This is a genomic window from Pedobacter ginsenosidimutans, assembly GCF_001442625.1.
Lineage (GTDB): Bacteria > Bacteroidota > Bacteroidia > Sphingobacteriales > Sphingobacteriaceae > Pedobacter > Pedobacter ginsenosidimutans.
This window is the reverse complement of the sequence record NZ_LMZQ01000001.1, coordinates 595,345-610,339: the sequence shown is the minus strand read 5'-3', so window position 1 is coordinate 610,339 and position 14,995 is coordinate 595,345. Positions and strand designations below refer to the sequence as shown.

Sequence of the window (14,995 nt, the reverse complement as noted above, 5' to 3'; positions counted from 1 at the left end):
TCAGTCTCGATACTTGATTCCAGATACTTATTACTGGTAGATACGCTCACCACATTAAATTGCTTATTGCCAGCCGGCAGGTTTTAAGCCATTAAATGTTTAACAATTAACAACATGAAAACAATAAAAATATTTTTGGCCTTTATGGCTTTAATCGCCGTAAAAATTAATGCACAAGAAGTTGCGGTAAATACCCCGTCTGAGAATGTAATTGTCGGAAATGTAGAGAAATCTTCAACACTGGCGATGGTTAGCACTTCAAAACATAGGCAAACGGCCAGCGATGCCGAACGTTCAAAATCTTTTAGCAAGAGTTTTAATGTAGATAATAACGATAAGGTTAATTTAAACAACCAATATGGATCGATCACCATTAAAACCTGGGATAAAAAAGAAGTACGTGTTGATGTAGATATTAAAGCTTACAGCAGTTCGGATAATGACGCGCAAAAACTGATTGATGGGATAAGTATTGATGCGACTAAAAACGGAGATGTAGTTACTTTCAGAACAAACATGGGTGATAGAAACGGACGTTATGGCCGTGGGGTGAAAAATGGAGTAACCACCTGGCGGAGGGAAGTGAAAGTAAATTACGTGGTATATATGCCAGCAGTAAACCCATTAACGGTTTCACAAGAATATGGCAATGTAGAATTGGGTAATTTTTCAGGTCCAACTTCTTTAAAGGTAGAATATGGCAATCTGGTTGCTGGCAATTTAAGTAATGTAAATAACTACATCAATGTTCAATATGGTAAATGCGATATCCAGGACCTGAATGCAGCAGTGGTAAAACATGAATATAATGGCCCGGTAACCATTGGGGCTGTTGGTACTTTACAACTTGATGCCGAGTATGTTGCTGTAAACATCAATACCATCAGAAAATCGGCTGATATTAAAGTGCAATACGGCAAGGGTTTAACCATTGGCACTATTGGCGGCAACCTGCTTTTAAATGCAGAATATGCCAAAGTAAACATCAACACGGTTAAAGGCAATACGGTTGCTAAACAGGCCTATGGAGATCTAAACATTGCATCAGCAGGTAAAATTGCGGTTAAAGCAGAATATTCGAATGTTACTTTAGGCTCACTTAATGGTGATGCAAATATCAACATGGATTATAACCGTTTAAATGTGAGCGAAATTACACCGGCCTGTAAAAACTTCACCTTCGGTGGCGAATATGTAAGTATCGGATTAGGTTTTGCAGACCGTTATAACGCTAACTTCAATGTTTCTACCTCGTATGCGGGCTTTAAATATGGCGCTAACGTAACCTCAAACCTGGTAAGCAAAGATGATGAAACCAAAAAATATACTGGTAAAATTGGTAGTGGTGGTGCTGCTAACGTATCTATTAAAACCGAATATGGTTCAGTTACCTTTAAATAAAATTTTTCAAAACCAAACAAACTATAAAGTCCTGCCAAATTGGTAGGATTTTTTTATGTCTTTATTGTTCGATATCGGATATGTGGTGTCCGTTTACGAACACCCTGTTTTTTCAGGCGGCCATAATTTTAATGTCAGGGAGGATTTTTCAAGTGGTATAAAAATTGAAGCAAAATCTTATAAAACAAATGATATGAAGAAAATTCTTTTATTAATGCTCTTGCCTATGGCTGTTTTTGCCCAGTCGAATAAATTAACAAAAGCTGACAAAATTTACGGGTTATCAAAATTTTGGCAGGAAGTAAATTATAACTTCGTTTATTTAAACAAAATAGATCGTGTTAAATGGGATAGCACCTATAAAGCATTGATTACTTCCATTCCCGAAACTAAAACTGATTACGAGTACTATCACGAAATGCAGCGGTTTTGTGCAATGCTTAAGGATGGGCATACTAATATATTCATGCCAGATGGTAAAGATTTTGAGCCAATGAATACCATGTTCGGAGATTACCGCTTATTTATCGAAAACGTGGAGAATAAAGCAATTATTACACATGTTAATTTAAGCAAAAAGGACGAAATTCCTGTTGGAAGTGAGGTTATAGAGGTAAATGGAAAACCAACCGCTAAATACATAGCTGAAGATGTTGCACCTTATATTTCTTCCTCTACTGATTATGTTTTACAGGACTGGAGTATTAGCAAATTGCTTCAGGGACTTGAAGGAAGTGAGTTCGAAATCAAAATCAAAAAACCAAAGGGACAAATTTTAGTCTTAAAATTAACGCATAAACGCACCGAAGAAAAGGAAGTTTTTCCTGCATTTCCTGCAGAATCATCGCTGTTGGATTTTAAATGGTATCCTAATAAAGTCGCTTATGTTGCGCTTAACTCTTTTGGAGACGAGAAAATAGATTCTCTTTTTATCACTAAGCTCCCAGAATTATACCAAGCCAAAGCAATAATAATTGATTTAAGGAATAATGGAGGGGGAGATACTGGGATCGGCAGTTACATATTGAAATACCTTACCAATGATAGCCTGCTTTATGGTGCCCGTTATTCTACCCGACAATTAACCTCGGCCTTTAAGGCATGGGGGAAATATACTTCTCCCAAAGATACGGTAAACAGTGAATGGAACAAAAAGGCACTTTTAAGCTATCAGGATAATTATTTTTACAATTTAGATTACCGTCCACTAAAAAACAAGCTTTCGGCAAAGCGCATTGTAGTTCCAACGGTACTGTTAATTGGCCATAATACTGCTTCAGCAGCTGAAGACTTTTTGATTTATGCTGATAAACAAAAACACATGACGAAAATCGGCAGAAATTCTTTTGGCAGTACAGGACAACCTTACTTGTTTGATCTTCCTGGCGGAGGAAGTGCAAGAGTATGTACCAAAAAGGATACTTATCCCGATGGGCGTGAATTTGTAGGCAAGGGCATAAAACCTGATATCGAGGTAATTCCAACAGTAAAAGATTTTATAGGCAATAAGGATGCAACGCTGAATACTGCAATTGAGTACCTAAATAAAAAGATTAAATAAGCAAATGCATTTAACCTCTTTTGATAAAGATAGGTTTGTCATCCTGAGCCTGTCGAAGGACCTATTTAAATACGCTTTAATTTGTTTCGAGAGGCTCTCCCTAGGAGTCCTTTGGACAACATGACAGCATTTGAGGTGAAATTGCCCTTATGATACACCCTCTTTTTTTTATATTTAGCGTTGATGAAAATTTACCTTATTCTACTATTCTCTGTATTTTCTTTCATAGCATTGGCTCAAGATGCTCCTGTTAAATGGGCTACGCAGGAAACTTTTTTTGAAGATTTAATAGGTAAAGATTTACCTCCTTTTAACGGTTTAACCATCAATAAAAAACAACTCTCCAATACCGATTTAAAAAATCAGGTAGTGGTGATTAACTTTTGGTTCGAAAAATGCCCGCCCTGCATAGCCGAAATGCCTGAATTAAATAACCTGGTAGCTAAATATGGCAAAAAGGCTGTAAGGTTTATCGGGATTACCCATGATAGCCCCACCAGTGCCAGGCGCTTTCAGAAACGGAACGGCTACAGATATGAAATTATATCATTGAACAAAGATGAGATCCGAAAACTGAATATTAATCACGGCTTTCCGTCAAATGTTTTGGTAGGAAAAGATGGAAAGATTATTTACGCTACTGCTAATATTTCCTTTTCTGACCCACAGTTTAAAACTAAATCGGTACTTTTTGAGGAGAAGTTAAAATTTGCATTAAAAAGTAATTAATAGCCCTGAAAACAAAGATTGAAAAATTAAGCCTTAGTAATAAAGGGCATTAAATTTTATTCATCCACATTAATTTCCTACTTTTCTATCATACTCAGTGTTAGCTTATGGATTTAAAAGAAAATTTCAGGCCTTTTGTTATTTGTGCTGCTATTGTTGTATGGTTTTCCCTGGCACTTCAATTCCATGTAAGTTTACAACTTTTGAATAATGATTATCCTGCAACGCTTAAGGTATTTTTATCATATTTTACGGTAATAACCAATATTATCGTTGCCATTTGCTTTACCAGCTTATCTTTTGTTAAACGAGCTGAATCAGGGAGTTTATTTACTAAAGCATCTACTTTAACCGCGATAACAATCTACATTGTAGTGGTAGGTCTGATTTACAATATAGCCCTGCGTGGTTTGGCTTCGCCTGTAGGCTGGGCCAGGTTGGCCGATGAGCTTTTGCATGTGGTAAGCCCATTGATCTTTTTATTTTTCTGGATTTTCTTCGTTAAAAAATCAACATTGCAATACAGGCAGGCCACCACCTGGCTAGCTTATCCATTGCTTTATGTCGTATTTATTGTGGTTAGGGGTTATTTGATTAATAAATACCCCTATCCGTTTATCGATGTCGTACAGCTGGGTTATCCTAAAGCTGTTCTGAATGCGATTGTGATCCTGTTTATCTTCTGGCTTTTATCTCTTTTGTTCATATTTATAGGTAAGAAAACAGTTAAAGCTTAAAGGACATATTCGTCATTAATCGGCTTAACGGGCTCTGGAATCTCGTCTTCTTCGAGCATTTGCAAAAGATTGATCTCTATCGTTCTCGTAATCTGGTTAAGCGGAACACCTGCTGAATTGTTTTCGAAAGGATTAACGAGGCTCATTCCATTAATCTGCGTAGATACAAATACGAAACCAATTAACCAGCCCAAAAATATGGCTGCAGGCCCGGCATCCTGACTGATTACCAGGGTAAATGTTACCACAAATAACCAGATAAACACTTTGGTTAAATAGGTATAGGTGGTAGGGAATATGGTGTTTTTAATGCGTTCGCTCATACCCATCGAATCGGAGAACCGGGTTAACATCTCGTTAATTTCGATAAAGCGAAAACCATCAATGGCATTAGCTTTTGATAATTTCTGTAAATCTCTCGATTGTATATTTAAAATCGCATTATGCGCATTGTTATGTTTTTTTATTTCTTTTAAATCTGCTTCAGATAAATATTTGGTGTAAATTTCGTCAACAGTGTTTCTTAAGTTGGCCTTTAGTGCATACAAAAAGGCGACGTGCCTGTAAATCATCCGTTTTACACTTTCATCATCTTCATCAACATAATTGATCAATGCCCTTGCAAAAGAGCGGGAATCGTTTACCAAAGCGCCCCATATTTTTCGGGCTTCCCACCACCTATCGTAAGCCTGGTTATTGTTAAAACCGATAAAAAAGGCGATAGCTGTACCTAAAACCGTTGGAATAATGGATGGAATGGAGAAATGATGCGCAATTAAATACTCGCGTACAAAGTAAGCCGCGGTACAAGAGGCAATCATGATCAGATCAACATGCCACGTATTTCTTAAAATTCTACTTAACCTGATGTTTTGTATTAAAAGCATATAATCTTAATGGGAAATAAATTCGTTACGGTTGAAAATACAAAACTAAAGCCAAAATGTTTGGTAATGTAACAAATTAAATGACAGACAGTACAGGTTGCCGATTTTCATGCAAATGTTTATCTTGGGAAACCAAATATTCTTATTTCTTATGAGCGACACTTTACCCAAGAACAATATTTTTAAAGTAATCGGTGCATCATCGTTAGGCACGCTGATTGAATGGTATGATTTTTACATTTTTGGTAGCCTTGCAGTTATCATTGGTCATCAATTGTTTCCAGAAGATGCAGGGGCATCTGCCCTGATCAACACTTTGGCTATTTTCGCAGCAGGTTTTATCGTTCGTCCCTTTGGCGCATTGGTTTTTGGCAGGCTTGGCGATTTAATCGGCAGAAAATATACCTTCTTGCTCACTTTGGTGCTGATGGGTGGATCGACATTTTTTATCGGCTTAATCCCATCCTACAAAAGCATTGGTTATGCCGCACCAATTTTGGTTTTAATATTAAGGCTGATTCAGGGATTAGCCCTTGGCGGAGAGTATGGTGGAGCTGCAACTTACGTGGCAGAGCACGCACCTAAAGATAAACGGGGTTTTTTTACCAGCTGGATCCAAACTACCGCAACTTTGGGTTTGTTCCTTTCGCTGGGGATTATCGTAATTACAAAGAATATTTTAGGTGCTGAAACTTTTGGCGATTGGGGCTGGAGAATCCCATTTCTGTTATCGATTATACTGGTAGTGGTTTCGATTTACATTCGCATGAAAATGCACGAATCGCCCATGTTTTCTAAATTAAAGGCTGAGGGAAATGTATCGAAAAATCCGCTAAAAGAGAGTTTCAATAACAAAGCGAATTTTAAAATGGTACTTCTGGCGTTATTTGGTGCTACTATGGGGCAAGGGGTAATCTGGTATACAGGTCAATTTTATGCACAATCATTTTTAGAGAATACCTGTAAATTAGATTTTAACGACTCGAGGTATATTTTACTTTGGGGAATCGCTTTTGCCACGCCATTTTTTGTGGTTTTTGGTGCCTGGAGTGATAAAGTTGGCCGGAAATGGATTATGCTGAGCGGTATGCTTTTGGGGATTCTTTTCTACCGCCCAATCTATCAGCTATTTTTGGATGATACCAATTACACAAAAGTTGAACAGGCTGATATTTTATCTGCGAGCCCAGCTCAGGTAACTTCTGTTTTAATTGCGAATTCAACTGATAGCTTGCGAACAGTTTCTACCAAAGTAATGCTTAGAAACGGTGCATCCTTTAATAAGGTGCAAACCGATACGGTTTCTGCAACCAAGGGGATTCTCCTGGGCAAAGAAGTAATAAAAGATAAAGTTTTGCCTACGCCAGTATTCTGGAAATTTGTCGGTTTAATCTTCTTCCAGATTTTGCTGGTTACGATGGTTTACGGGCCAATTGCAGCTTTCCTTGTTGAGTTATTCCCGACTAAAATCAGGTACACCTCTATGTCTTTGCCTTATCATATCGGCAACGGTGTTTTTGGAGGGCTTGTACCATTTATTGCAACACTAATTGCAAGCTTTTCTGGTTCTACACCATTATCAGGATTATGGTATCCGATAGGTATAGCGGCACTGAGCTTAGTTATTGGCGCAATTTATTTATCGAATAAAAGAGACGAAAATATTAACGACTAGATACGAAGAAGATGAATACGTTAAAGAAATTTTTAGGCTTGGTTTGGATGGTTTTAGGGCCATTAACAATGACATTTTTGTTTATCCAGGCGATAGATAAAGTGGGCTTGACCCATTCGGATATAGAACGTACCAATACCATATTGCAATGGGCAATTATCCTGTTTATTTTCCTCCCGATCAGTTTGGGATTGATGATATTTGGTTTTTATGCCTGGAAAGGAGAGTATGATCATCTGCCGGAAAGTTCGGAAGAATTGTAATTTATACGCTGTTAGGTAATATCTTTTCCTTAATTCGTCTTGCGGTTAATGTTTTTTAATTCATTGTAAATCAACTGTGCAACTGCTTTGGCACCTTCTGGTTGGAAGTGGGTATTATCTTTTTGTCCTTTTGGATAAGCCTCATATTTGGCTGAGTCTAAATTCATAAAGTAATGTTTGCTTACAAATTCATTGCCTTTTGTAGTGAAAAAACTAGCTGAAAGTGAGGTTAAATCTATAAGGGGGGTATTTAATTCTTTGGCAACATCTTTCACCGCTTGTGGATATTCGCCATGTGCACTGCCCAATTTGCCATCTTTCCAGGGGTAATTGCGTGTAACTGGTGTGACCAGGATCGGTAAAGCACCTTTTGCTCTTGTTTCTTTCACGTACATCCTTAAAAAATCTTTATAGCCAGGAATATCAACATAACGTTCGGGTTTATCTTTCGCGGCATCGTTGTGTCCGAACTGGATCAATACAAGATCATTCTTTTCCAAGGTTGATAAGACTTCCTTCCACCTTCCCTCTTCAAAAAAAGTTCTGGTACTTCTTCCCCCTTTTGCTTTATCAATAACCAAAGCGCTGTCGCTTTTAATCAGCCTGTTTAATTTTTTTAAGCTGTCTTTTTTAAAGAACTGTTGAAAAACCTGTCCCCAACCTGTAATGGGATACTTTTTCTGTAGATAACCTTCATCTAAAGTATAGTCTGCTACGGTAGAATCGCCGATTAAATAAATTTTAACAGGTTTGGGTTTTACAATGAAAGACATCAGTAAAACGGTGCCAAGGGCTGCGATAAGGTATTTATGTTTTTTCATCTTTGTTATTTTAATGTTTGTACACGGAACCAATCGTATTCGGCAATTCCTGAATCATTGGTTTGGGTATCTCTGGTGGCAAATATTCCCATTTTTGCGCCGATCCATTGGCCTGCGGTGGCCTGGAACTCATCTCCTACATCCGTAAAACGAGTTCCATCTTCACTGTAACTAAACTGGCATTTTGCACCAATAGTAACTTTAACCCTGAAATATACTGAACCCGATTTTAGTTTAGCAATTTCCTTTTCATTTTCGGTTTTTCCCTTGTCGGCACTTTGGCAAGCACCGTACATAAGGTACAATCCGTCTTTTTTGCTTTTAATACTAATCTGCGCATAACTTCTCCCCATCACCACTAAACCCGTTTTTTCGTTTTCCAATTTTGGGTTAGGTTTAAACAAGAGCTTTGTTGTTGCCATAAATTCATCAGCAGGAAATTTCTGCATCAACAGGTTCGGAACATCCCAAAGATTTTTGGCATCATCAGGAATTTTCGAAGTGTATACCTTTAATAAACCCCTGCCTGCATCAGTAAATAACCAGGTTGGTTGCGGATTGGCCTGCCATTGCCATTGTAAGCCTAGTTTTGGCGTGGTAAATTCATCACTTTCTTCAGGTGTTTCAATCGGATAAACCTTGCCCACATTTGGTTTTTTATAGGTGATAACCGGTTCGCCTTTGCCGTCGCCATCTGCATCAAGCCCGATAATAGGCCAGTTATTGATCCATTTCATCGGCTGGAGGTGAACCACGCGACCATAAGCATCTTTATCCTGAAAATGAAGAAACCAATCTTCGCCTGTTTGAGTATTTACCCAGGCACCTTGATGAGGGCCATTTACCGAAGATTTTCCTTGATCCATGGCTACCTTTCTTTCATATGGTCCGTAGATATTTTTACTTCTCAAAATTAATTGCCAGCCTGTAGAAACTCCCCCTGCTGGTGCAAACAAATAGTAATAACCGTTGCGTTTATAAACTTTTGGACCTTCAATGGTTGGGTCGAGTTCGTGGCCATCGTATACAATTCTGCCGGTTTCTGTAGCTGCTGATCCGTCGCTGCTTAATGGCATAATAGCCAAAACACTTTTTATGCCCGCACGGCTTCCTGCGTAGGCGTAAGCAAGGTAGGCCTTGCCATCTTCATCCCAAAACGGACAGGGATCAATCAATCCTTTACCTGCGGCGACCAATTTTGGTGCAGACCAGGCTCCTGTTATGGTTTTAGCCTTTGTCAAATAAATCCCAAAATCAGGGTCGGGATAATAGATGTAGAATTCGCCATTATGGTAGCGGATAGAAGGTGCCCAAACGCCATTACCATGCTGTGTTTTTTCGAAATGCTCAAATGGAGGCTGGCGTTTTAAGGCATGGCCGATTATTTTCCAATTGACCAAATCTCTCGAATGCAGGATCGGCAAGCCTGGGATAGCATCAAAACTGGAGGCGATCATGTAAAAATCATCCCCCACCCTGATAGCGTCAGGATCAGAATAATCGGCATTGATAACGGGGTTTTTATAGGTTCCGTTACCTAAGTCAGAAACCCAAACTTTAGATATATACCCACTTTTTGGAGCAGGTTGGGCAAAGGTATTTATGCTAAAACTTAAAACGAGGATTAAACTAAATAGATGTTTCATTATACAATGATGTTTTTAATATTTGGTCAGTTATTTATTTAGCGTTACGTCATTCCCGCGCAGGCGGGAACCACGAAGTGCTCAGCAAAGCTAATCTTAATGCGGCTTGTAATTTAGAGGCTGTATGTATCATATTTGTAGTTCATTTCGAATTTGTCACGTTGAGCCTGTCGAAACGCCATGTAAGGCATTTAAGGCAGGTCCTTCGACAAGCTCAGGATGACAATGCTATATTTATGACGTAGACGCATGTATTTTATCAAATTAGCTTACTAACAAGGTTAAGTCTTTTTTTATTTTTAGGCAAGTTGTTATTGTGCAATCGTTCCCGACATCGTTTGCAATGTTTAATCTTTAAAAAACTTCTTTCTGATGAATATTAATGTTTAAAATTGTTCATCATATATTTTAAAAACACGGCTGCGTTACAAAGTTTATACTTTTACGTGGCCGATTTTAATTTAAGCCTAACCAAATTGATATGAAAGCAATCATCCTATTCTTACTGATAACTACTTCATCAGCTGTTTATGCCCTAGGTGTTAAACCCGATTTTGTGGTAGCTGCCGATGGAAGTGGAAATTTTAAAACGGTACAGGAAGCGATACATGCTGTGCCCGATTTCAGGAACAAAACAACCATAATTTTTATCAAAAAGGGTATTTATAAAGAAAAACTGATATTGGCAGCCTCTAAAAAGAATGTAAAATTTATTGGGGAGAGCCTAAACGAAACCATTTTAACTTATGATGACTACGCCCAAAAGAAGAATGCTTTTGGTGAAGAAAAAGGTACATCGGGTTCTTCTAGCTTTTATATTTACGGCGAAGGTTTTTCTGCAGAAAACATCACTTTCGAAAATTCATCGGGCCCGGTGGGGCAAGCCGTTGCGGTTTGGGCTGGAGGTGATAAATTAATTTTTACCAACTGCAGGTTTTTAGGTTTTCAGGATACACTTTATACCTATGGTGGCAATAACCGCCAATATTATAAAAACTGTTACATCGAAGGAACGGTCGATTTTATTTTCGGAGCTTCTACAGCCTGGTTCGAAAGCTGCACCATTTTCTGCAAAAAGGCGGGGTATATCACCGCGGCATCAACTGCTGATACTACAAAATTTGGTTATGTATTAAACAAATGCAAAATCAAAGGAGATGCACCAGCCAATAGTTTCTATCTAGGCAGGCCATGGAGGCCTTATGCAAAAGTTGCCTACCTCAACTGCGAACTGCCAGATTTAATCCGTCCTGAAGGCTGGAACAACTGGGGCAAGGAAAGCAACGAGAAAACGGCCTATTATGCTGAATATAAAAGTACCGGAAAAGGCGCCGATCCAAAAAGCAGGGCAAATTGGTCGCACCAATTAACTGATGAAGAGTATAAAGCCTACATTTTGGAAAACGTTTTCCGTGGGTGGAATCCAGAGACGAAATAAGTTGGCTAAGCGATTGATATACAGGTGTTAATAGGTTGTTTTGTTGCTGTTTTTTACCTCGTTTTCCGGTAACGATTGCATAGATTTCTCTTCTGTTTTAAGTGCAAACAACGTACACTTGTTATTACAATAACCAAGTATAATTTAACAGCGCAAATAATGAAACATATTTCTGGTAGTTTATGCCATATTAAGGTAGCTCTGGCATGCTTAATTTTATCTTCTGCAAGTGCTGCCATAGCGCAACAAAAGCAAGCCTTACCCGTTATCCAGCAGGTTAAATTTAAAAAAGATACCACTAGTATTGCCAGCTTTGGAGCAAAGGGTGATGGGATTACCTTAAATACGCAAAGCATCAATAAAACCATAGCCAGTGTAAGTCAAAAAGGTGGTGGTGTGGTTTTAATTCCATCAGGCTTGTGGTTAACCGGCCCTATTGAGTTAAAAAGTAATGTAAACCTACACCTTAAACGCGATGCAATCCTTCAGTTTACCGACGACTTTAACCAATACAAATTGGTGCAGGGAAATTGGGAAGGCCAACCCGCGTGGAGAAACCAGAGTCCGATTTCGGGTGTTAACCTCGAAAATATAGCCATTACCGGTACAGGAATTATCGACGGGAACGGTGGTGCCTGGCGTATGGTTAAAAAAGATAAACTCACCGAAACACAGTGGAAAACCTTGGTGGCATCTGGTGGCGTAGTGAGGGCCGATGGAAAAATGTGGTACCCATCTGAGAAAACCGTTAAAGGTTCTAATACTAAAAATGCAGGCGTAATTGAGGCTGGTAAAACAGCAGCCGATTATGAAGATATAAAAGATTTCCTTCGTCCGAATCTGTTGGTGTTAACAGGTTGCAAAAAGATTCTTTTAGAGGGCGTTACCTTTCAAAATTCACCAGCATGGAATTTACATCCTTTACTTTGTGAAGATTTGACCTTAAGAAACCTACAGGTAAAAAACCCCTGGTTTGCACAGAACGGCGATGGTGTTGATGTAGAATCGTGCAAAAACGTACTGATTGAAGGCAGCACTTTCGATGTGGGCGATGATGGGATCTGTATTAAATCGGGAAGAGATGAAGCAGGCCGCAAACGTGGCGTACCTACAGAAAATGTAATTGTTCGAAATAATGTGGTTTACCATGCGCATGGTGGTTTTGTAATCGGCAGCGAAATGAGTGGTGGTGCGAAAAATATCTGGGTGTACGACTGTTCTTTTATCGGCACCGATATTGGCCTGCGTTTTAAAACTACCCGCGGCCGCGGCGGTGTGGTAGAAAATATTTACATCAACAACATCAACATGATTGATATTCCGGGCGAAGCAATTCTGTTCGATATGTATTATGCTGCGGTTGATCCGGTTCCTTTGGCAGGCGAAAAACGCGAAGCCATTAAAACCGTAACAGTTCCGGTAACCGAAGCTACCCCTCAGTTCAGAAACTTTTACATTAAAGATGTAGTAGCCAATGGTGCTGAAAAAGCCATATTTTTCAGGGGATTGCCAGAAATGAATATTAAAGATATCCACCTGGAAAATGTAACCATAAAAGCGAAGAAAGGCATTGAAATTATTGAGGCTGCAGGAATTTTCCTTAAAAACATAAACGTAATTACCGAAGATACCAGCCCGGTTGTAATGATCCAGAACAGTTCGAACATCAATATCAGTAACTTAAAATACCCTGATAACAGCAAGGTTTTGTTTGACGTATCGGGAGAAAAAACAAAAGGTGTAAAAATTAGTGGAACAGATGTTTCTAAAGCAAAAATGGCTACTCTTTTAGGTACCGAAGTAGATAAAAAAGCACTGGAAATTTCAAAATAACAAACATGAAGAGATCAATTCTATATACAGCAGCTGCGCTCATCGGTTTTTCTATTTTAACACAAAGTGGATTTGCCCAAAAGAAATTGTCAGAACAGTTAACCTTAACAGCAATGGAAAAACTGTTTCAGGATACTACACTGTTAAAAGGTGCCAAAGGCCCTAAATGGACCTACGACATGGGCGTGGTACTGGAAGGTGCTGCAACGGTTTGGCGGAATACCGGTGATGGGAAATATTTCAAATACATCCAAAGCTCAATGGATGCCTATTTGGATAAGGAAGGGAATATCAATACGTATAAACCTGACGATTTTAATATCGACAACATTAAAAATGGCCGTTCGTTATTATTGTTATACAAAGTTACCGGACAACAGAAATACCTGTTAGCAGCAACTAAATTATACGATCAGCTGCAAAAACAGCCACGTACACAGGAAGGTGGCTTTTGGCACAAGAAAATTTATCCCAATCAAATGTGGCTGGATGGTTTGTACATGGGCGAACCGTTTTATGCGGAGTACGCCAAGCTGATGAAAAAAGATGCCGCTTTCGACGATATTGCCAAGCAGTTTATCCTAATGGAAAAAAATGCCCGCGATGCTAAAACTGGATTACTTTATCACGGCTATGATGAAAGTAGAGCAGAGCAATGGGCCGATAAAAAAACAGGTCGCTCAGCAAATTTCTGGGGCAGGGCAATGGGTTGGTACATTATGGCTTTGGTAGATGTGCTGGATAATTTTCCGGCTAATCATCCACAACGGAAAGAATTAATCGCCATTTTAAACCGCACAGCAAGCGCTGCTGTAAAATACCAGGATCCAAAATCAGGCGTTTGGTTCGATATTTTAGATATGCCAACCAGAAAAGGAAATTATCTGGAAAGTTCAGCTTCGAGCATGTTTGTATATGGCCTGGCCAAAGGGGTGCGTAAAGGATGGTTGGCACCATCATTTATGGCTGCTGCAAATAAAGGTTACGCTGGCTTAAAGAAAGAATTTGTTGAGCAGGCAGGCGCGGAAAGAATTAACTTGACCAAAACCGTTTCGGTATCGGGATTGGGAGGGAAACCTAAATACCGCGATGGAAGTTTCGACTATTACATCAGCGAAAAAGTAATCACCAACGATCCGAAAGGGGTAGGTTCATTTATCTGCGCCGCTTCAGAAATGGAAATTGCCGCACTACCTAAAACTGGAAAAGGTTTAACCGTTACCGTTGATAATTTTTTCAATAACGAGTATATGACTGGCCCAACAGGAGATAAAATCCCTTTCCATTACGTTTGGGATGAAGATGATAACAATGGCTTTTCGCTATTCGGTAAAGTATTTAACGATGCTGGTGTAAAAACCGCTACCCTTAAAACTGCACCAACAACAGCAAACTTAAAAGGAAGTAACATTTATATTATTGTAGATCCTGATACGGAGAAAGAAACGGCAAACCCAAATTTTATGAATGCTGCACATGCCAAACAGGTTAGCGATTGGGTTAAAGCGGGGGGTGTTTTGGTACTCTTATTAAATGATGCTGGTAATTGTGAAATTTCAAAATTCAATGTGCTGCCAGAAACTTTTGGTATCCATTTTAATGAAGATAGCCGCAATAAGGTTCAAGGTTCGAACTTTGAGCAGGGAGCGGTAAAAATCCCTGCCGGAAATTCAATTTTTAAAACAGCTAAGAAGGTTTACATTAAAGAAATTTCGACAATAGTAGCAAAAAGCCCTGCGGTTTCGGCCTTAACAGATAATGGTGATGTGCTTATTGCAACAGCAAAATATGGTAAAGGAACTGTTTTCGCGGTGGGCGATCCCTGGTTTTACAACGAATATATCGATGGCAGAAAATTGCCCGCAGATTTTGAAAACTTTAAAGCAACGAACGATCTGGTAAACTGGTTGATTAAACAGGTTCCAGGTAAAAAGTAACCATAGGTGAATAAATATTAGCCACGGAAATACAGACAAACGGAAAAATTAATTAATGGTCTGTGGG

At 39.0% G+C, this 14,995-nt stretch carries 12 protein-coding genes; 9 read left to right on the top strand and 3 right to left on the bottom strand.

Annotated features, from left to right (window positions below; genetic code table 11):
- Positions 1–114: 114 nt before the first annotated feature.
- From ASU31_RS02455 to ASU31_RS02440, 4 genes are all read left to right on the top strand, one after another.
- Positions 115–1,401 carry a hypothetical protein gene (locus ASU31_RS02455; protein ID WP_245224454.1) on the top strand — a complete coding sequence of 429 codons (1,287 nt, stop codon included), beginning with the start codon at positions 115–117 and terminating at the stop codon, positions 1,399–1,401.
- Positions 1,402–1,594: 193 nt separating this feature from the next.
- Positions 1,595–2,962: a S41 family peptidase gene (locus ASU31_RS02450; RefSeq protein ID WP_057930854.1), complete on the top strand. Its 1,368-nt coding sequence runs from the start codon at positions 1,595–1,597 to the stop codon at positions 2,960–2,962.
- Positions 2,963–3,145: 183 nt separating this feature from the next.
- Entirely contained in the window at positions 3,146–3,691 is a 546-nt protein-coding gene (locus ASU31_RS02445; protein WP_057930786.1) for a TlpA family protein disulfide reductase, read from the top strand.
- 107 nt (positions 3,692–3,798) lie between these two features.
- The gene (locus ASU31_RS02440) at positions 3,799–4,428 is read left to right on the top strand and encodes a Pr6Pr family membrane protein (RefSeq protein ID WP_057930785.1); all 630 of its coding nucleotides are present in this window, start codon (positions 3,799–3,801) and stop codon (positions 4,426–4,428) included.
- Here the strand turns inward: ASU31_RS02440 and ASU31_RS02435 are convergent.
- Positions 4,425–5,315 carry a bestrophin family protein gene (locus ASU31_RS02435; protein ID WP_057930784.1) on the bottom strand — a complete coding sequence of 297 codons (891 nt, stop codon included), beginning with the start codon at positions 5,313–5,315 and terminating at the stop codon, positions 4,425–4,427. The genes ASU31_RS02440 and ASU31_RS02435 overlap by 4 nt on opposite strands.
- Positions 5,316–5,466: 151 nt before the next feature.
- Here ASU31_RS02435 and ASU31_RS02430 point away from each other — a divergent pair, with 151 nt between their 5' ends.
- Together ASU31_RS02430 and ASU31_RS02425 are read left to right on the top strand one after the other, a co-directional pair.
- Positions 5,467–6,990: an MFS transporter gene (locus ASU31_RS02430; protein ID WP_057930783.1), complete on the top strand. Its 1,524-nt coding sequence runs from the start codon at positions 5,467–5,469 to the stop codon at positions 6,988–6,990.
- Between the two features lie 11 nt (positions 6,991–7,001).
- Positions 7,002–7,253, top strand: a complete 252-nt coding sequence (locus ASU31_RS02425; protein ID WP_029276864.1) for a DUF6814 family protein — start codon at positions 7,002–7,004, stop codon at positions 7,251–7,253.
- A 29-nt stretch (positions 7,254–7,282) separates the two neighbouring features.
- Here the strand turns inward: ASU31_RS02425 and ASU31_RS02420 are convergent, their stop codons facing one another.
- Together ASU31_RS02420 and ASU31_RS02415 are read right to left on the bottom strand one after the other, a co-directional pair.
- Positions 7,283–8,074, bottom strand: coding sequence for a rhamnogalacturonan acetylesterase (locus ASU31_RS02420; protein ID WP_057930782.1), 792 nt, complete (start codon positions 8,072–8,074; stop codon positions 7,283–7,285).
- A 5-nt stretch (positions 8,075–8,079) separates the two neighbouring features.
- Positions 8,080–9,720, bottom strand: coding sequence for a glycoside hydrolase family 43 protein (locus ASU31_RS02415; RefSeq protein ID WP_057930781.1), 1,641 nt, complete (start codon positions 9,718–9,720; stop codon positions 8,080–8,082).
- A 481-nt stretch (positions 9,721–10,201) separates the two neighbouring features.
- On the opposite strand from ASU31_RS02415, the gene ASU31_RS02410 reads away from it, so the two are divergent.
- The 3 genes from ASU31_RS02410 (at position 10,202) to ASU31_RS02400 (ending at position 14,928) form a co-directional block, all read left to right on the top strand.
- Complete coding sequence (locus ASU31_RS02410) at positions 10,202–11,158, top strand: pectinesterase family protein (RefSeq protein ID WP_057930780.1); 957 nt, start codon at positions 10,202–10,204, stop codon at positions 11,156–11,158.
- 159 nt (positions 11,159–11,317) lie between these two features.
- Positions 11,318–12,991, top strand: coding sequence for a glycoside hydrolase family 28 protein (locus ASU31_RS02405; protein WP_057930779.1), 1,674 nt, complete (start codon positions 11,318–11,320; stop codon positions 12,989–12,991).
- A 5-nt stretch (positions 12,992–12,996) separates the two neighbouring features.
- On the top strand, positions 12,997–14,928 hold the full coding sequence (locus tag ASU31_RS02400) for a glycoside hydrolase family 88/105 protein (protein ID WP_057930778.1): 1,932 nt from the start codon (positions 12,997–12,999) through the stop codon (positions 14,926–14,928).
- Positions 14,929–14,995 lie beyond the last annotated feature (67 nt).

What these genes read in the sequence shown, in the direction of transcription:
- ASU31_RS02400 (WP_057930778.1), top strand. Translation starts at nt 12,997, where the DNA reads ATGAAGAGATCAATTCTATATACAGCAGCTGCGCTCATCGGTTTTTCT.
- ASU31_RS02440 (WP_057930785.1), top strand. Translation starts at nt 3,799, where the DNA reads ATGGATTTAAAAGAAAATTTCAGGCCTTTTGTTATTTGTGCTGCTATT.
- ASU31_RS02410 (WP_057930780.1), top strand. Translation starts at nt 10,202, where the DNA reads ATGAAAGCAATCATCCTATTCTTACTGATAACTACTTCATCAGCTGTT.
- ASU31_RS02405 (WP_057930779.1), top strand. Translation starts at nt 11,318, where the DNA reads ATGAAACATATTTCTGGTAGTTTATGCCATATTAAGGTAGCTCTGGCA.
- ASU31_RS02455 (WP_245224454.1), top strand. Translation starts at nt 115, where the DNA reads ATGAAAACAATAAAAATATTTTTGGCCTTTATGGCTTTAATCGCCGTA.
- ASU31_RS02420 (WP_057930782.1), bottom strand. Translation starts at nt 8,074, where the DNA reads ATGAAAAAACATAAATACCTTATCGCAGCCCTTGGCACCGTTTTACTG.
- ASU31_RS02430 (WP_057930783.1), top strand. Translation starts at nt 5,467, where the DNA reads ATGAGCGACACTTTACCCAAGAACAATATTTTTAAAGTAATCGGTGCA.
- ASU31_RS02450 (WP_057930854.1), top strand. Translation starts at nt 1,595, where the DNA reads ATGAAGAAAATTCTTTTATTAATGCTCTTGCCTATGGCTGTTTTTGCC.
- ASU31_RS02435 (WP_057930784.1), bottom strand. Translation starts at nt 5,315, where the DNA reads ATGCTTTTAATACAAAACATCAGGTTAAGTAGAATTTTAAGAAATACG.
- ASU31_RS02425 (WP_029276864.1), top strand. Translation starts at nt 7,002, where the DNA reads ATGAATACGTTAAAGAAATTTTTAGGCTTGGTTTGGATGGTTTTAGGG.
- ASU31_RS02415 (WP_057930781.1), bottom strand. Translation starts at nt 9,720, where the DNA reads ATGAAACATCTATTTAGTTTAATCCTCGTTTTAAGTTTTAGCATAAAT.
- ASU31_RS02445 (WP_057930786.1), top strand. Translation starts at nt 3,146, where the DNA reads ATGAAAATTTACCTTATTCTACTATTCTCTGTATTTTCTTTCATAGCA.